The organism is Cytobacillus sp. OWB-43, from assembly GCF_034651445.1.
Taxonomy (GTDB): Bacteria; Bacillota; Bacilli; order Bacillales; family Cytobacillaceae; genus Cytobacillus; species Cytobacillus kochii.
Window position 1 is genome coordinate 1 of record NZ_JAYEFF010000008.1, and the last position, 17770, is coordinate 17770.

General features: G+C 37.9%; 16 protein-coding genes. 13 read left to right on the forward strand and 3 right to left on the reverse strand.

The genetic code is table 11. From position 1 onward, the window contains the following. Positions 1–376: 376 nt before the first annotated feature. Positions 377–781, reverse strand: a complete 405-nt coding sequence (locus tag U9M49_RS20165) for a hypothetical protein (RefSeq protein ID WP_095371865.1) — start codon at positions 779–781, stop codon at positions 377–379. Between the two features lie 267 nt (positions 782–1048). Here U9M49_RS20165 and uvrB point away from each other — a divergent pair, with 267 nt between their 5' ends. The 5 genes from uvrB to U9M49_RS20190 all read left to right on the forward strand — a co-directional run bounded on the left by uvrB (position 1049) and on the right by U9M49_RS20190 (position 8309). Continuing rightward, positions 1049–3028: an excinuclease ABC subunit UvrB gene (gene uvrB, locus U9M49_RS20170; protein ID WP_095371866.1), complete on the forward strand. Its 1980-nt coding sequence runs from the start codon at positions 1049–1051 to the stop codon at positions 3026–3028. A 9-nt stretch (positions 3029–3037) separates the two neighbouring features. Beyond that, positions 3038–5917 carry an excinuclease ABC subunit UvrA gene (gene uvrA / locus U9M49_RS20175; protein WP_095371867.1) on the forward strand — a complete coding sequence of 960 codons (2880 nt, stop codon included), beginning with the start codon at positions 3038–3040 and terminating at the stop codon, positions 5915–5917. Between the two features lie 147 nt (positions 5918–6064). Continuing rightward, entirely contained in the window at positions 6065–6409 is a 345-nt protein-coding gene (locus tag U9M49_RS20180; RefSeq protein ID WP_095371868.1) for a hypothetical protein, read from the forward strand. Positions 6410–6833: 424 nt separating this feature from the next. Beyond that, complete coding sequence (locus U9M49_RS20185; RefSeq protein ID WP_307318869.1) at positions 6834–7946, forward strand: DUF4097 family beta strand repeat-containing protein; 1113 nt, start codon at positions 6834–6836, stop codon at positions 7944–7946. Positions 7947–7964: 18 nt separating this feature from the next. Next, positions 7965–8309: a phage holin family protein gene (locus U9M49_RS20190; protein WP_095371870.1), complete on the forward strand. Its 345-nt coding sequence runs from the start codon at positions 7965–7967 to the stop codon at positions 8307–8309. A gap of 20 nt (positions 8310–8329) precedes the next feature. On the opposite strand, the gene U9M49_RS20195 is transcribed toward U9M49_RS20190, so the two are convergent. Then, positions 8330–8953 carry a TetR/AcrR family transcriptional regulator gene (locus U9M49_RS20195; RefSeq protein WP_322910441.1) on the reverse strand — a complete coding sequence of 208 codons (624 nt, stop codon included), beginning with the start codon at positions 8951–8953 and terminating at the stop codon, positions 8330–8332. Between the two features lie 157 nt (positions 8954–9110). Between U9M49_RS20195 and U9M49_RS20200 the strand changes: the two genes are divergently transcribed. Beyond that, positions 9111–9893: an SDR family oxidoreductase gene (locus U9M49_RS20200; RefSeq protein ID WP_095371872.1), complete on the forward strand. Its 783-nt coding sequence runs from the start codon at positions 9111–9113 to the stop codon at positions 9891–9893. Between the two features lie 162 nt (positions 9894–10055). Here the strand turns inward: U9M49_RS20200 and nagA are convergent, their stop codons facing one another. After that, entirely contained in the window at positions 10056–11213 is a 1158-nt protein-coding gene (gene nagA / locus U9M49_RS20205) for an N-acetylglucosamine-6-phosphate deacetylase (protein WP_322910442.1), read from the reverse strand. Positions 11214–11451: 238 nt separating this feature from the next. Here nagA and hprK point away from each other — a divergent pair, with 238 nt between their 5' ends. From hprK to hisG, 7 genes are all read left to right on the forward strand, one after another. Next, positions 11452–12387, forward strand: coding sequence for an HPr(Ser) kinase/phosphatase (gene hprK, locus U9M49_RS20210; RefSeq protein ID WP_095371874.1), 936 nt, complete (start codon positions 11452–11454; stop codon positions 12385–12387). Positions 12388–12421: 34 nt separating this feature from the next. Then, the gene (gene lgt, locus U9M49_RS20215; protein ID WP_095371875.1) at positions 12422–13258 is read left to right on the forward strand and encodes a prolipoprotein diacylglyceryl transferase; all 837 of its coding nucleotides are present in this window, start codon (positions 12422–12424) and stop codon (positions 13256–13258) included. Positions 13259–13285: 27 nt separating this feature from the next. After that, a complete protein-coding gene (locus tag U9M49_RS20220; protein WP_095373601.1) occupies positions 13286–14224 on the forward strand; it encodes a nucleoside recognition domain-containing protein in 939 nt (312 codons plus the stop codon). Beyond that, complete coding sequence (gene ppaX, locus U9M49_RS20225) at positions 14217–14867, forward strand: pyrophosphatase PpaX (RefSeq protein WP_322910443.1); 651 nt, start codon at positions 14217–14219, stop codon at positions 14865–14867. The genes U9M49_RS20220 and ppaX overlap by 8 nt, the downstream gene beginning before the upstream one ends. Further along, positions 14864–15367 carry an acyltransferase gene (locus tag U9M49_RS20230; RefSeq protein WP_095371877.1) on the forward strand — a complete coding sequence of 168 codons (504 nt, stop codon included), beginning with the start codon at positions 14864–14866 and terminating at the stop codon, positions 15365–15367. The genes ppaX and U9M49_RS20230 overlap by 4 nt, the downstream gene beginning before the upstream one ends. A gap of 579 nt (positions 15368–15946) precedes the next feature. Continuing rightward, on the forward strand, positions 15947–17128 hold the full coding sequence (locus U9M49_RS20235; RefSeq protein ID WP_322910444.1) for an ATP phosphoribosyltransferase regulatory subunit: 1182 nt from the start codon (positions 15947–15949) through the stop codon (positions 17126–17128). After that, complete coding sequence (gene hisG, locus U9M49_RS20240) at positions 17125–17769, forward strand: ATP phosphoribosyltransferase (RefSeq protein WP_095371879.1); 645 nt, start codon at positions 17125–17127, stop codon at positions 17767–17769. The genes U9M49_RS20235 and hisG overlap by 4 nt, the downstream gene beginning before the upstream one ends. The last annotated feature ends 1 nt before the right edge of the window (position 17770 follow it).

Below are 17770 nucleotides of genomic sequence, written 5' to 3' on the forward strand. Positions count from 1 at the left end.
TTAAAGGGAAAATTGAAAATGAGTCCGGTACAATACCGAACTCATTTTGAACAAGTTGCCTCATGAAATAACTGTGTCTAACTTTTAGGGGTCACTACAAAGTGAGATGGGGTTCTACTTTTCTTAGGGAAAAGCGTTTAGTTTTTAAAGTTTTTAATAAAAAGAAAGGTTAACTAATTAGAATGAGAAATATGAGCTGACGTGCGTGTTGTTGATTAATAAGAAGGGTTTTAGTGGGTAGGTGTAATTGACTTGTATAACTCCTTGATTCAATCATTGTATGTGTTCAATTAAACCTGTTTATCTATTCAAATTTACTAGATGCCCCCAACTATGGACTAATTCTATAACTCATTTATGTAGAAGGAAATTTCATTTAGCTAACCCAAATCCAAATACTAAATACACCTATTGGGAATAGAAGAAAGACAGGGATAAGCCATTTTCGATATTTATAACTAAAAGTATAATCTCCTTTTTTACGGTCAAAGGTGTTTTTAGAGAAGAGTATCCTGTAGGTGAAAAAGACGTAACTGACAACGAAAAGCAGTAGAAATGTAATGAGAAAGAGCCATTTCATATCAACGAAGCCCAAGTTTGTGACACGAAGTATTTCTGCTATAACAAAAAGCCCCGAAAGGCATACAGCACCAACAATTTTAATGACGAAGTCTTTTTCATATGCTTTTTCCTCGTCATTACTGTTTATATAATCTTTAATGGTTTTTAGGGCATAAATAAAAACGGCTAGCCACGCAAATGCAAAAATAAAACCAAACAAAAAATCACCTCGTCTATTTCGCCATATAACAAAAGACGATTTTATATAGAATAAAGTTTCAAAATAAATGAAAAGTTAATTTGTACCTTCATACCCGTTTATTTTAATCCTAACCTTCTTTTCATCTCTTTGTCGAATGGATATCGAATATTTGTTCGCTTTTTTGTGGTTTAGATAAGAGGATTTGTGGTAGAATGAGGATATAGAAAATCGGAATGTAATAATGATTAGACACGCTTTACTTTTTACATAGAGGAGGTTTTTGATTTGGATCAAACATTTGAGTTAGTTTCAAAATATTCCCCACAAGGTGATCAACCTGCAGCTATTAAAGAGCTTGTAAATGGGATTCAAGAGGGGAAAAAGCATCAGACATTACTAGGTGCAACTGGAACCGGGAAAACGTTCACTGTTTCTAACGTCATTAAAGAAGTGAATAAACCAACGTTAGTAATTGCTCATAATAAGACGTTAGCAGGTCAATTATATAGTGAATTTAAAGAGTTCTTTCCCAATAATGCGGTAGAGTATTTTGTTAGTTACTATGACTACTATCAACCAGAAGCATATGTACCATCCACTGACACATTTATTGAGAAAGATGCGAGTATTAATGATGAAATAGATAAGCTCCGCCATTCAGCTACCTCCTCATTATTTGAAAGAAATGATGTTATCATCATCGCCAGTGTTTCTTGCATCTATGGTTTGGGATCTCCTGAGGAATATAGAGAGCTTGTCTTAAGTTTAAGGACGGGAATGGAAATAGAGCGAAATCAATTATTAAGGAAGCTAGTCGACATACAATATGAGCGCAATGATATGAACTTTATACGTGGGACATTTCGTGTACGCGGTGATGTCGTAGAGATATTCCCTGCTTCGAGAGACGAGCATTGTTTACGTGTGGAGTTTTTTGGAGATGAAATAGATCGGATTCGTGAAGTCGATGCTTTGACCGGTGAAATTTTAGGTGATCGTGATCATGTAGCCATTTTCCCGGCATCTCACTTCGTTACCAGAGAAGAGAAAATGCGTGTAGCCATCGAAAATATTGAAAAAGAATTAGAAGAAAGGCTGGCTACCTTACATGAAGAAGGCCATTTATTACAGGCACAACGCCTAGAACAAAGAACGCGATATGATCTAGAAATGATGAGAGAGATGGGTTTTTGTTCAGGGATTGAAAACTACTCCCGTCATTTAACTCTTCGTCCAGCTGGTTCGACTCCTTATACTTTACTTGATTACTTCCCAAAGGACTTCTTACTTGTTATTGATGAATCTCATGTGACATTGCCGCAAATAAGAGGGATGTATAATGGTGACCAAGCCCGTAAGAATGTATTAGTAGAACATGGTTTTCGTCTTCCTTCTGCAATGGATAACCGTCCTCTTACTTTTTCTGAGTTTGAAGATCATATTAGCCAGATTGTTTATGTTTCTGCGACTCCAGGTCCGTATGAATTAGAACAAACACCTGAAATGATTGAACAAATCATTAGACCTACTGGATTGTTAGATCCTATTATTGATGTCCGACCGATAGAGGGACAGATTGATGATTTAATTGGTGAAATTAATGATAGAATTGAGAAAAATGAACGTGTACTCATTACCACTTTAACGAAAAAAATGTCTGAGGATTTAACGGATTATTTAAAGGAAATTGGTATGAAGGTTCAATACCTACATTCCGAAGTGAAAACCCTTGAGAGAATCGAGATTATTAGGGAGCTTCGTATGGGTACCTATGATGTGTTAATAGGTATTAATTTGTTGCGAGAAGGGCTTGATATTCCAGAAGTTTCACTCGTAGCGATTCTTGATGCCGACAAAGAAGGATTTTTACGTTCAGAACGTTCACTTATCCAAACGATTGGGCGTGCTGCTCGTAATGCAAATGGTCAAGTTATAATGTATGCTGACCGAATGACAGACTCCATGACAAAAGCTATAAGTGAAACAAAACGCCGCCGTAGCATTCAAGAAGATTACAACACAGAACACGGTATCACGCCACAGACGATACAAAAAGAAATTCGTGATGTGATTAGAGCGACACAAGCAGCGGAAACGCCAGAGGAGTATAATAGTGCTGATAAATTAAGTCAATTAAATAAAAAAGAACGTCAAAAATTAATAGCAGATATGGAGAAAGAGATGAAGACTGCAGCAAAGGATTTAAATTTCGAACGAGCGGCAGAGCTTCGTGATCTTATTCTTGAACTGAAGGCGGAAGGATGATGAACGGAAATGGCAATGGAGAAATTGATTGTTAAAGGTGCAAGGGCACATAATTTAAAAAATGTCGATGTAACAATCCCAAGGGATAAGCTTGTTGTCTTAACGGGATTATCAGGATCGGGAAAATCGTCCTTAGCGTTTGATACGATTTATGCAGAAGGACAGCGCCGTTATGTTGAATCCCTCTCTGCCTATGCAAGACAGTTCTTAGGACAAATGGATAAGCCGGATGTGGATACGATTGAAGGTTTATCTCCTGCGATTTCTATAGACCAGAAAACAACTAGTAAAAACCCTCGTTCAACGGTAGGAACTGTAACAGAAATCTATGATTATTTGCGTCTATTATTTGCGAGAGTAGGACACCCAACCTGCCCTAATCATAATATAGAAATTTCTTCTCAAACTGTTGAACAAATGGTAGATCGTATTATGGAATATCCGGAAAGAACAAGATTGCAAGTACTGGGACCTGTTGTTTCTGGTAGAAAAGGAACACATGTAAAGGTATTAGAAGAGGTAAAGAAACAAGGGTTTGTTCGTGTTCGGGTTGATGGTGATATGCTCGATTTAGGAGAAGAAATCGAGCTTGAGAAAAATAAAAAACATTCTATTGAAGTGGTTATTGACAGAATTGTTGTGAAGGAAGGCGTGGAGGCCAGATTAGCTGACTCGCTCGAAACAGCACTGAAAATGGGAGAAGGAAAAGTCATAGTTGATGTGATTGGAGAAGAGGAATTATTATTCAGTGAAAATCATGCATGTCCTATTTGTGGTTTTTCAATTGGAGAACTTGAACCGAGAATGTTCTCTTTTAATAGTCCTTTCGGTGCCTGTCCCGATTGTGATGGCTTAGGTGTAAAGTTAGAAGTAGATCCGGATTTAGTCATCCCTAATAAAGATCTCACATTGAAGCAGCATGCGATTGCACCTTGGGAACCGAATAGCTCACAATACTACCCGCAGCTTTTGGAAGCAGTATGTACGCACTATGGCATTGATATGGATATCCCCGTATCAGCTATTCCAGATGAACAAATAGATAAAATCCTTTATGGTTCTGGTAAGGAAAAAATATATTTTAAATATGAAAATGATTATGGCCAAGTGCGTGAATCACATATTGTCTTTGAAGGTGTGATGAATAATATCAAGAGAAGATATAAGGAGACAAGCTCTGATTATATTCGTGAACAGATGGAGAAGTACATGGGGGAACATAAATGTCCTACGTGTAAAGGCTACCGTCTTAAGAAAGAAAGCTTAGCAGTCTTGATTGATGGTCATCATGTTGGGAAGCTTACAGATTTATCTGTTGAAGAAGCTTATGACTTTTTTGGGCAATTACACTTAACAGAAAAAGAAATGAAAATTGCTAATTTGATCATGAGAGAAATTAAAGAACGTCTTGGATTTCTTATTAATGTTGGCTTGGATTATTTAACGCTGAGCCGGGCTGCTGGAACTCTCTCAGGTGGGGAAGCCCAACGAATTCGTTTAGCCACCCAAATTGGTTCACGGTTGACTGGAGTGTTGTATATTCTTGATGAACCTTCTATTGGATTGCATCAAAGGGATAATGACCGATTAATCGAAACGTTAAAGAACATGCGTGATATCGGTAATACGTTAATTGTGGTAGAGCATGATGAAGATACGATGCTTGCAGCGGATTATTTAATTGATGTGGGTCCAGGTGCAGGGGTGCATGGTGGTGAAATTGTTTCCAAAGGTACACCAGAAGAAGTAATGAAAGATGATTACTCTTTAACCGGTCAATATTTATCAGGGAAAAGATTTATCCCACTGCCGATAGAAAGAAGAAAAGGTGACGGTCGTTTTATTGAGATTAAAGGGGCTAAAGAGAATAACTTGAAGAATGTGAACGTCAAGTTCCCTCTTGGTACTTTCACGGCTGTGACTGGTGTCTCAGGCTCAGGGAAGAGTACGTTAATCAATGAGATTCTCCATAAAAGCTTAGCGCAAAAACTACATCGAGCGAAAAGTAAGCCGGGTGCACATAAGGAAGTGAAAGGAATTGATCAATTAGACAAAGTCATAGATATTGATCAATCGCCTATCGGAAGAACGCCACGTTCTAATCCGGCTACCTATACAGGAGTATTCGATGACATTCGTGATGTGTATGCTTCTACAAATGAAGCAAAAGTTAGGGGCTATAAGAAGGGGCGCTTTAGTTTTAACGTCAAAGGTGGCCGTTGTGAGGCCTGTCGTGGAGATGGGATTATTAAAATCGAAATGCATTTTCTTCCTGATGTATATGTGCCATGTGAAGTCTGCCATGGAAAACGTTATAATCGCGAGACGTTAGAAGTAAAATATAAAGGGAAGAGTATTGCTGAAATCTTAGAAATGACAGTGGAAGATGCACTTACCTTCTTTGAAAATATTCCTAAAATTCGTCGTAAGTTGCAAACCATCTATGATGTTGGATTGAGTTATGTCAAATTGGGCCAACCAGCGACAACCTTATCAGGTGGAGAAGCACAAAGGGTAAAACTGGCTTCTGAACTACATCGTCGTTCTAATGGTAAATCATTTTATATATTAGATGAACCAACAACGGGCTTGCATGTGGATGATATCGCTCGTTTACTTAATGTCTTGCAGCGTCTTGTTGAAAATGGGGATACTGTGCTCGTGATAGAACATAATCTAGATGTAATTAAAGCTGCTGACCATTTAATTGATTTAGGTCCTGAAGGTGGACTTAAGGGGGGTACAATCCTAGCTACAGGTACCCCTGAAGTGATTGCAGAAACAGCCGAGTCTTATACAGGAAAATATTTAAAACCGATTCTTGAACGTGATCGCAAAAGAATGAAAGAGCAAATTGAGCATAAAGAAGCAAGTGTAACGAATGCTTAATGGTTTTAATAGAAAATACCACGGGTCTATCGGCTCGTGGTATTTCCTATTAAAAAAGATAAAGATTTGTAACTCTATAGCAAAAGGGATGTAACTATCCTTCGTTATAATCATAGTATTATAAGGGGAGAGGGTGACTATACGATTATGGAAGATTATTTAGCTAAATCATTAGAGGAATGGAAAGAAGATATCTCTGAAGTGCTTAGTCAAATTAATGAGGAATATGATCAAATTAAGCTTGAGCTAAAACTTTACTCCTATAAATATGGAATAACTAAACAAGTCATTCAATCTACTGTCAACGATGAGATTATTGAAAGTATAAGAGAACGTTATCACAGACCGTTTGAAGAGAAGTATAATGATTTGAAAGAGCATGCAAAAGATTTGGAAGAAAAAAGAAAAGTATTTCAAATGTTCGTTAACAAGATTGATGAGGTTAAGCGTAAGGAATCTCCTCGCACAACTGACTTGGCGGCCTATCAATAAATTTTTCAAGGTACATAGCTTAAGCAGGTCCTAGGTCATAAATATCCAGGACCTGTTTGGGTTTTACTAAAATTTAATTAGCAACGATTTACCTTCTTTACTCTTCATTTTCCCCTATACCACAGAAAACGAACCTTCAAATCTAGACCTCATGACATAAATCCCAGTCAGACTTGAGACTGTTTTTTTTATTTAAGTGAAACTTTTGCCCCTGACTATCGTACAATTGAGTAAAGAAAAATTGAAGTATAAGCCTAATTTTCGCTGATTAAGGGTAAAAATGAAATATAACCAACTTTCATTTTTCAATACTAATCATGCTGGAGATTGTCCTAAGCATACTTATTAGATATTGATACTTATTTAGCCTAAGATAAAAAGGATAATAGGGCATAGACAAAATGAACCTTATGGAGGGAATAGAATGAAGGAAGAAAGAAAACGCATTTTAAAAATGGTGGAGGATGGAAAACTATCTGTTGAAGAAGCTTTAACTTTATTAGAGAAATTAGAAAAAGCCGAAGATACGGCTGAGCAAAAGCAAGAAGAAATTATTAAAGAATTATCTACAGCAGTAAAATTTGAAGAAGAGAAAAAAGAAGAGCCTTTTAATTATAAATTTAATTCAGCAAAAGATAAGATCATTGATTTTGTCGACTCTGCATTTAAAAAGATTAAAGATGTCGATTTAGACTTTAACTTCGGACAGTCACATAGTATATCCCATATCTTCCATCAATCTGACGGTACCTTTAATGAAATTGAAGTAGATGTCGCAAACGGAGCTATCAAAGTTGTACCTTGGTCACAGACTGATGTAAGAGCAGAGTGTGAAGTAAAAGTGTATCGTGCGGAGTCTCAAGATGAGGCTCGGAAAAAATTCTTGGAGGATGCTGTATTTACCGTTGTAGATGATAAACTGAAGTTCTCTACTCAACAAAAATGGATAAAGTTAGATGCGGTACTATATGTACCTGAGAAGGAATATAATAAATTAAAACTTCGTACCTTTAATGGACCGATTGAAAGTGAAAAGCTAAAAGCGAAAACCTTTAAGGCAAAAACGGCAAACGGTAAAATTACAGCAAAGCAATTACAAAGTAAACATGCAGAGTTAGAAACCGTTCATGGAAAAATTCATGTTGAAAACGGTACGGTTGATATACTTGAAGCAGAGACGATAAACGGTGCTGTACATGTAGATGGAGATTATGAGAGAGTGAATGCACATTCTTTTAATGGGAATGTAGCTTGTGCTGTTGGGGGTTCCCGTTGTGAATCGATTGAAGCAAAAGCAACAACTGGCAATGTAGAAGTAACGCTTCCCCCATTTGCAGAAGTAAGTGGTGAACTAAAAACGAATTTAGGAAGTTTTGATATTCATATTGAGGGAATTGAGATATTAGAGGAAAAGAGTGATGTTATTCAGAAGGTGCTTCGTTTCCGCTCTATTAAAGATCCTCAAGGTGGTTTAAGGTTAAATGCAGATACAAAAACAGGGTCTGTCACAGTAAAAAAATCTAGCTCAGTTTTCTAATGGAAAGGTGTCATATGTATGAAATGGTTAATTGGTATTGTCATTAATGCCATATTATTTATTGCTTTATCTGGCTTTATAGGAGATTCTTTTTATTTATCAGGCTTCGGGTCTGCCTTGTTAGCTAGTTTTATCCTATCCATTCTTAATATAATTGTTAGACCGATATTGATTTTATTGACATTACCAATTACGGTCATTTCGTTAGGGTTATTTTTATTCGTTATCAATGCAGTAACCTTAATGATTACGAGTGGATTAATGGGAGATACTTTTGAGATTGCCGGTTTTGGCACAGCTATTCTGGTGGCAATTATTATGTCTGTAGCAAATTTAATTATACAAAAGGTTCTCTGGGATTAAGTAAAAACACACCGCCTTTTTTAAATGGGTGGTGTGTTTTTGCTTTTAGTTGCAATTGAAAACTCCTTAGCAAATGAATGTAATATTTGAATTAAGCGGAGACTCATGTCATCAGGGCTGACATCATAACCATTTTCAATCCAGTTGACGAGTAGTCCTGCTGTCCCATGGGCCATATAGAGTTTATGGACCGAGTAGTTAATATCTAGTTGATTAATCGCTGATAAGATAAAGCTCTCTTCCAATACTTCATAAATCGCTTTAGGTAGATCTCGATGCAATCCTGGGATGGTATCGTTTTTTAATAAAAGATTGAAATAAGCTTGCTCAGAGTATATGAAGTGTGTTAGTTCGAATGATTTTGGATCCATCTCGGTAATACTGATGGCTTTGCCTTTTTCATATTTATTCATGCTTTTTTCTTTTACTTGTTCGAACATTTCTCTTTGCAATTCATCCGTTAGACCTTGCTTATCTTGAAAATGAAGATAAAAAGTCGTGCGATTATAATCGGCTCGTTTAATAATATCCGTCACTGTTACATGGCTATAGCCTTTTTCATGAATAAGGTCAATGAAAGCTTTTTTGAAAGAGGATTTCGTCCGCTCACTTTGCTTAGAGATACTACTTTTATACTCAACCAATGTATTTTTCCTCCTAAAATAAACACATTATAGTAATGTGTAGATTCTATCGACAAATTCAAAAGAATTACTGATTGTTGCTAATTATGAATCCGTTTACACTAAAAGAGAAGTTGTGAAAATAGTACCACAACGCATATGAAAGGGGTAGTTTTATATGAATCGTTTTGAAGATAAAGTCGTTATCATTACAGGTGGGGGATCTGGACTTGGTAGAGCGGCAGCAAAACAAGTAGCAGTAGAAGGCGGTAAACTTGTATTAGTAGATTTAAATGCAAAAGGCTTAGAGGAAAGTAAACAAGAAATACTTACAGCAGCACCTCAAGCAGAGATAGAAACAATCGAAGCGAACGTAGCAAATGAAGAAGATGTAAAAAAATACGTGGCTTTTGCTGTTGAGAAATTTGGTAAAATCGATGGCTTCTTTAATAATGCAGGCATCGAAGGGAAACAAAACTTAACAGAAGACTTCGGTATCGAAGAATTCCAACGTGTAGTTGATATTAACTTAAACGGTGTATTTTACGGTATGAAGCATGTATTAAAAGTGATGAAAGAACAAGGTCAAGGTTCAATTGTTAATACCGCTTCCGTTGGTGGAATCCGTGGAGTTGGTAATCAATCAGGATATGCTGCAAGTAAACATGGTGTAGTAGGATTAACAAGAAACTCTGGAATAGAATATGGCCAATTTGGTGTAAGTATTAAAGCAATCGCTCCTGGTGCGATTATGACGCCAATGGTTGAAGGATCATTGAAACAAATGGGCGGAGACAATTGGGAAGAAGCAGGAAAAGAGTTTGTTAGCGTCAATCCAATGAAACGCTTTGGTAAACCAGAAGAAGTCGGCTACCTAGTAGCATTCTTATTATCAAACCAAGCAGACTTCATTAATGCAACGGTTGTACCGATCGATGGTGGACAATCTTATAAATATTAATAATGGTGAATGAAGCAGGGAGACGAGACATCTTCCTGCTTTTTTGAGTTTAAAATGTAATAACACCTTCGATTCAAGTAAAAGCCACGTCGATTACCAAAGAGCCTATAAATCACCGTACAATATAGAATAGTCTTTGAATCCCCGGGCAGAATACCTTAATTACATCCTTTCACCTTTACAAAAGGTATCTATTACATTTAATTCCCTATTTAAAATCACTAAATCAGCTTCCTTGCCACGATCGATACTACCGATGCAATGAAACTGTCCGATTTTCTTTGCTGGGTTGACGGTAGCCATATGGACGGCTTTATGCAAAGCGATACCAGTAAAATGTATCATATTTTTAATCGCATCATTCATCTTTAGTATACTTCCGGCAAGCGTTCCATCGACTAATGTCACTACACCTGATTGCAGATGAACTGTTTGTCCACCTAATTCATATTCTCCATCTTGCATATGCTTTGCCCTTATACTGTCAGTAATTAATATCAGGCTTTGATATCCTTTAACCTTCAACAGCAGTTGAATCATTTCTGGGCTAATATGTAGACCATCAGCGATGATTTCGGCAGTAAAGGAATTAAGCAAAAGTGCGGCACCTGCTGTCCCAATTTCGCGATGATGTATGCCGAGCATACCATTGAATAGGTGAGTCATATGGGATACGCCGTAAGAATGAACGGTTTCGACTTGTTCGTAAGTAGCTTCTGAATGACCAATTGATGGGATGGCTCCGTCTGCAATTATTTGTTGTAATAGCCTTTGGCGTGGGTCCATTTCAGGTGCATATGTAACCAGTTTTATTTGACCTTGAGCGAGTGATTGCCAGTAGGAAAATAAATGGGGATTGGACTCTTGTATATCTGCTTTTGGCTGTGCACCTGCCTGATGTAGATTGATAAAAGGGCCCTCTAGATGTATGCCAAGAACTTTTGCCCCTTTATAAGAATGAAAATGGGCGATGCTTTCAATGGCTTGACTTATTTTTTTTATTGGAGAAGTAATGGTTGTTGCTAAGAAACTTGTTGTTCCTTCTTTAGGTAATATTTGTGAAATGGTCTTTAAGGCAGTGGCTGTCCCATCCATTGCATCGGCACCAGCCACACCATGTATATGGAGATCAATAAAGCCAGGACTTATATAGCTATTGTTTTTTAAATCATAAATGTAATCGTAGCGAGTAGTCTGTGGACATGAAGCCATTTCACCGAAATCTTCAATCAGATGGCCATTTATTATCAGATAACTGTTTGATGAAACATAATGTTGAAAAATAATATCGGCATTAATAAAAAGGGTCTTCTTATTCATTAACTAAATTCCCTCCCTTTTGTTCAATGTGTTGATTAGTCATTCTCTCCATTTATTTCGTTTCAGTGTATAATAAACAACGAGAGTCGACAATGATATGGAACGGGTTTTTTCGTATACAATGACAGTTTCAATTTTAAGCGTTTGGTTCTCGCGTAAAAAGTGCTAAAATAAAAAACGTATCAGATGAGAATGGATGAAAGAAGAATAGATAACTACAGGATAAGGAGGGGTAAGAGTGGCAAAGGTTCGCACAAAGGATGTTATCGAAAAATTCGGGTTAGAATTACTAAGCGGTGAAGAAGGTATCAACCGGCCGATTGTTACGAGTGATATTTCTCGACCAGGTCTTGAATTGGCTGGCTATTTTGATTATTTTCCGGCAGAACGCATACAATTATTAGGGAAAACAGAACTGTCATTTGCTGAAAAATTAAATGATGAAGAGAGAGAAGCAAGACTGGAGATGCTATGCTCTGACATCACTCCAGCAATCATTATTACGAGAGAGCTAGAAGTACCAGAAGAATTACTTGAAGCGGCTGAAAGAGAAGCCGTACCGATTTTAAGAACAAAGCAAAAAACGACGCGTTTTTCTAGCCTTTTGACGAATTTCCTAGAAAGTAAGTTAGCCCCTACGACTGCCATTCATGGGGTGTTAGTCGATATATATGGCGTGGGAGTCCTAATTACAGGAAAGAGTGGTGTCGGTAAGAGTGAGACAGCATTAGAACTTGTCAAAAGAGGACATCGCTTAGTAGCGGACGATTGTGTAGAAATTAGACAAGAAGATGAGGACACATTAGTCGGTAGTGCACCAGAACTCATTGAGCATTTATTAGAAATTCGGGGACTCGGTATTATTAATGTCATGACTTTATTTGGTGCAGGTGCCATTCGCCGATTTAAAAAGATTTCTCTTGTGATGGACTTAGAAATATGGGATGCTCAAAAACAGTATGACCGTTTAGGTTTAGAAGAAGAAAAGATGAAAATTATTGATACGGAGTTAATTAAAATGACCATTCCTGTCCGCCCAGGTCGAAACTTAGCGGTCATTATCGAGGTAGCGGCAATGAATTTTAGATTAAAGCGTATGGGTGTAAATGCAGCAGAGCAATTTACAAATCGTTTAACGGATGTAATTGAAGATGGCGATCATGAAGATCGTTGAGATTTATTAATACATAATTAAAGGAGATATGACTATGTTATTAACAGTGGCGCCAATTGATCCGGTTGCCTTTAGTTTAGGGCCATTGTCTGTTAGATGGTATGGCTTAATCATCGGTATCGGCATTGCACTCGGTCTTATTTTGGCGATGAGAGAGTCAGAGAAAAGGGGACTAGGTAAGGATTTATTTGCTGATTTATTGTTATGGGCTATTCCGATTTCGATTATTTGTGCAAGGATTTATTATGTAATCTTTGAATGGGACTACTATTCTCAGTATCCAGGTGAAATCATTAAAATTTGGAACGGAGGCATCGCCATTCACGGTGCATTAATCGGAGCAGTTGTCACTGCGATTATTTTTGCAAAGAAGCGTGGTGTATCCTTTTGGCAATTAGCGGATATTGCTGCACCTAGTATCATTCTCGGTCAAGCCATTGGACGTTGGGGGAATTTCGTCAACCAAGAGGCGCATGGTAGTGAAGTAAGTCGACAATTCTTAGAAAACATGCATCTACCAGAATTCATTATTAACGGGATGTATATTAATGGGGCTTATTATCATCCGACATTTTTATATGAGTCAGTTTGGAATTTCGCTGGATTTGCACTGCTACTACTACTAAGACGTGCTAATTTAAAAAGAGGGGAATTATTCCTTAGCTACGTGATTTGGTACTCTATCGGTAGATACTTTATCGAGGGAATGAGAACCGATAGCTTAATGGTGACTGAAATGTTAAGAGCAGCGCAAATGCTATCGATCATATTAATAGTTGGAGCTATCGTAATTATTATATATAGAAGAGTAAGTGGGAATGCAAAAGAGAGGTATTTAGATCCTCCACAGAAACAAGCAAAAGCAAAGTAAGGGTCAGCAGAGGGGGAGTACCAGGTGATACATTCTGTTAAAGCAGGATTAAAGGTTGGTTTTAAGACGACTTGGACATTGGGGAAAATTATCTTTCCTGTTACGTTAATTGTGGCGTTATTGCAACATACGCCAGTTTTACCATGGGTGATTGAATTAATCGCACCGATTATGGGAATATTTGGTCTATCGGGGGATGCGGCCATTCCTTTAGTTTTAGGAAACTTCTTGAATGTTTATGCTGGTATTGGTGCGATTCTCACGTTGGATTTAACCGTTAAAGAAGTATTCATATTAGCAGTCATGCTGTCGTTTTCTCATAACTTACTGATTGAAACAAGTGTAGCCATGAAAGTAGGCGTTAAACTATGGATTGTGCTCGCTGTTCGGCTCGGTTTAGCCTTTCTATCGGGGATTATTATTAATCTCGTTTGGAATGGCGGTTCAGAGATGGCAGAGTATGGTTTTGTTGGAGCAAGCGAAGAAACGATTGAAGGCATATGGCCAATTGTATGGAATGCAGTAGAAAAAGCAGGTCTTGGTATTTTTCAATTAGCGATCATTGTAATTCCATTAATGGTAATCGTACAGATTATGAAAGACCGTAAATGGCTTGCAGTATTTTCTAAATGGATGGCTCCATTAACAAGAAAGCTAGGGATGAGAGAAAATACATCGACAACTTTAGCATCAGGATTATTGTTTGGCTTAGCATTTGGAGCCGGTGTGATGATTCAAGCAGTAGAAGAGGATGGCGTTAGTCAAAAAGATGTCACTTTAGCGTTTATTTTCTTAGTAGCTTGTCATGCGGTTGTTGAGGATACTCTTATCTTTATACCTTTAGGAATACCTGTGTTACCCCTTCTTCTTATTCGCGTCGTAGTCGCTGTGATTTTAACAATGATTGTCGGGATGATTTGGAGGAAGCTTGAAGCAACACCGAGAAAGGAAGCGTATTATGGCTAAAATTGATACAATATTATTCGATTTAGATGGAACGTTAATAGATACGAATGAACTAATTATCTCTTCATTTTTGCATACATTAAATCATTATTATCCAGATAGCTATCAGCGTCAGGATGTACTACCTTTTATGGGTCCAACATTAGTCGAGACATTTACATCAATTGATAGTGACCGTGTGGATGAGATGGTTCATATGTATCGTACATTTAATAAAGAAAACCATGATGTATTAGTGAAAGAGTTTTCAGGTGTGTATGAGACGGTCCGCACACTAAAGGAATCGGGTTATAAATTGGGCATCGTAACAACAAAGATGCTAGACGTTGTTGAAAAGGGTTTACGCTTAACAAAGCTGGATGAATTTTTTGAAGTGATTGTTGCCCTTGATCATGTAGAAAAGCCGAAACCGGATGCTGAGCCTGTTTTAAAAGCATTATCACTATTGGACTCAGAACCACATGAAGCCATCATGATTGGTGATAATCATCATGATATTATAGGTGGCAGAAATGCAGGGACGGTGACAGCAGGTGTTGCTTGGTCAAGTAAAGGAAGGGATCATCTTCTTCAATTCGATCCTGACTATATGTTAGAGACAATGCCGGATTTATTAACAATCTTAGAGGAATTGAACAGATGAGGAGAACCGAACGCTATCCTGTTGAAGGAGCGAACTCCCTTTGGCATGTGTATAAAACGGTCCCTTTTTTGAAAGTAGTAAAGAACTTTGTTGTGATTCAGCTGGCACGCTATACCCCGTTCTTAGGGATGAAAAGCTGGCTTTATCGTACCTTTTTACGGATGAAAATCGGTGAACAGACGTCATTTGCGCTTATGGTAATGCTCGATGTCATGTTCCCAGAGAAAATCAGTGTGGGGCGCAATAGTGTGATTGGATACAATACTACTATTTTAGCCCATGAATATTTAATTAAAGAATATCGCCTGGGAACTGTAGAAATCGGTAACGAAGTCATGATTGGTGCCAACTGCACGATACTTCCAGGAATAGTAATCGGAGATGGTGCGATTGTTTCCGCTGGTACACTTGTACATAAAGACGTACCCGCTGGTGCTTTCGTCGGTGGTAACCCAATGCAAATCATATTTACAAAAGAAGAAATGGAACAACGGTCATAAGCATCTGCTAACTTCGCTTTCGAAAAGAAAGTGGGATAGCGGATGTTTTTTTGTTACGGATGATGGTAACAAGAAAAAAAGACTACAGTACGTAAAAAGATTTTTACGGAGAGATTCAGCACCAAGGTGCCATGCTATCACATGACATGAAGATTCACCAGTTTCGTGAGGTCGCTCGAAGCTGAGAGCAACGCAAAAGAGAAATTCCTACTGACCGTTTAGATTATCGTAAATAAGGACCTGATTCTCTCGTCCCCCTTTTTAGCAATGAAACGAGCTTTTGCACTCCTCCTGTTTTATTTTCTCACACCTGCCCCTCTAAAGATAAGGACGTCGAACAAAAGTAGAACCAGAACCCTCCATTATCGTAAACGCCCTGAAGTTGTGATATGCCAACAGGCGGAATCATTACATCCCCCATTAGAATATTTTAGATTACATCCCTTTGTTGTGGATTTCTTTCATTTTTCTCAAAATTAAGTGTTTAGGGTTGACGTTTAAAGGTGAGAAGCGTACACTACTAAGTAACTTCAATTTATTAGCATGGTAGCGAACTAAAGTAAAAATGAGGTGAACGGGTTGAGTCGGTTATTTATGTTTGAAAAGCCTTTAGGCATGAGGGATACATTGCCTAATCTATATATGATGAAAGAAGAAGTACGGGTGACAATGGCCAATGAAATGAAACGCTGGGGCTATCAATTTATTGAAACTCCTACGTTGGAATATTACGAGACAGTTGGTACAGCTTCAGCTATTCTCGATACACAATTGTTTAAACTGCTGGATCATGAGGGACATACACTTGTACTAAGACCAGATATGACAGCCCCTATTGCTCGTGTGGCTGCGTCTAAGTTATTAAAGGAAAAGTTGCCACAGCGTTTAGCTTATTCAGCTAATGTGTTTCGGGCACAACAGCGAGAAGGTGGAAGGCCGGCAGAATTTGAGCAAATCGGTGTCGAATGTATTGGTGATCCAACAGTTAGTGCGGATGGAGAGTGCTTAGGATTAATATCCTCCGCTCTAATGAAAACAGGATTGGAGCAGTTCCAGATTTCCGTTGGTCATATTGCCTTTGTAAGGAGTTTTTTCCAAGAGATACTCGGTACAGATGAAAGAGTGGAGCAATTGATGCGATTCCTCTATGAGAAAAATTATGTTGGTTATCGTGTACATGTAGATCAGCTATCATTGTCATCTATTGATAAACAAAGGTTAAAACAGTTTCTAAAATTAAGAGGCGGACCAGAAGTCATTAAGGAAGCAGAAGACTTATTAGAGTGCAACGCAGGCGTTGAAGCGTTAAATGAATTGAAAACCTTATGGGGAATTATAGCTGACTATCAACAGGATGCCCTCATAAAATTGGACCTAACATTAGTCAGTCATATGAGTTATTACACAGGTATTGTTTATGAAGTGTATGCAGGTAATGTTGGTTTTCCAATTGGCAGCGGTGGGCGGTATGATTTATTACTAGAAAAGTTTGGAAAATCCAAAAGTGCAACTGGCTTTGCCATTCGATTAGATCATTTACTTGAATCGTTAGACAAACCATTTGAACAACCACCTCTTTCCTGTATTGTGTTTAGTTTAGAAAGAAGAAAAGAAGCTTTTATGTTAGCTGAACAGCAACGACTTGAAGGGAAGAAAGTCGTTTTGCAAGATATTAATGGCGTAGAAGATATTGATGCTTGTTCAGCACTTTATGAAGATATCACTTATTTAGTTGGTAAACAGAAGGAGGGATCGCGATGAAGGATTGGTTAACAGTTGCGATGCCAAAAGGAAGAATTTTTACTGAGGCAGTGGAGATGTTGAGAATGGCTGGCTTCGAGTTGCCTCCTGAATTCGATGATTCGCGGAAATTAATTATCGATGTACCTGAAGAGTGTTTCCGCTTTATTTTAGCTAAACCGATGGATGTGCCCACATATGTGGAATATGGTGTTGCCGATCTTGGAATAGCCGGGAAAGATGTCATGCTTGAAGAAGAACGTGATGTATATGAATTGCTTGATCTACAGATTAGTGCTTGCTATTTAGCAGTTGCTGGCTTGCCTCATACGCAAATGAATGATGTCGCACCGAAAATCGCTACGAAATACCCGAATGTAGCAGCAGCGTATTTCCGTGAACAAGGCGAGCAAGTCGAGATTATTAAATTGAACGGTTCGATTGAATTGGCACCGCTTATTGGTTTAGCTGATCGGATTGTTGACATTGTTTCTACAGGAAGAACCTTAAAAGAAAATGGATTAATAGAATATGAAGACATCGTCAATATTACATCAAGGCTCATCGTCAATCCGGTTAGTTACCGCATGAAAGACGCACGTATAAGTGATGTGGTTGAGAGACTGACAGAAGTGATCGAGCAGGAAAAGGTGGTTAAGTAAA

Bases quoted from the DNA above. Each gene is read 5' to 3' on its own strand.
- U9M49_RS20230 (WP_095371877.1), top strand. From the start codon at position 14,864: ATGAGGAGAACCGAACGCTATCCTGTTGAAGGAGCGAACTCCCTTTGG.
- U9M49_RS20190 (WP_095371870.1), top strand. From the start codon at position 7,965: ATGAAATGGTTAATTGGTATTGTCATTAATGCCATATTATTTATTGCT.
- hisG (WP_095371879.1), top strand. From the start codon at position 17,125: ATGAAGGATTGGTTAACAGTTGCGATGCCAAAAGGAAGAATTTTTACT.
- U9M49_RS20185 (WP_307318869.1), top strand. From the start codon at position 6,834: ATGAAGGAAGAAAGAAAACGCATTTTAAAAATGGTGGAGGATGGAAAA.
- uvrA (WP_095371867.1), top strand. From the start codon at position 3,038: ATGGCAATGGAGAAATTGATTGTTAAAGGTGCAAGGGCACATAATTTA.
- nagA (WP_322910442.1), bottom strand. From the start codon at position 11,213: ATGAATAAGAAGACCCTTTTTATTAATGCCGATATTATTTTTCAACAT.
- ppaX (WP_322910443.1), top strand. From the start codon at position 14,217: ATGGCTAAAATTGATACAATATTATTCGATTTAGATGGAACGTTAATA.
- lgt (WP_095371875.1), top strand. From the start codon at position 12,422: ATGTTATTAACAGTGGCGCCAATTGATCCGGTTGCCTTTAGTTTAGGG.
- U9M49_RS20180 (WP_095371868.1), top strand. From the start codon at position 6,065: ATGGAAGATTATTTAGCTAAATCATTAGAGGAATGGAAAGAAGATATC.
- U9M49_RS20200 (WP_095371872.1), top strand. From the start codon at position 9,111: ATGAATCGTTTTGAAGATAAAGTCGTTATCATTACAGGTGGGGGATCT.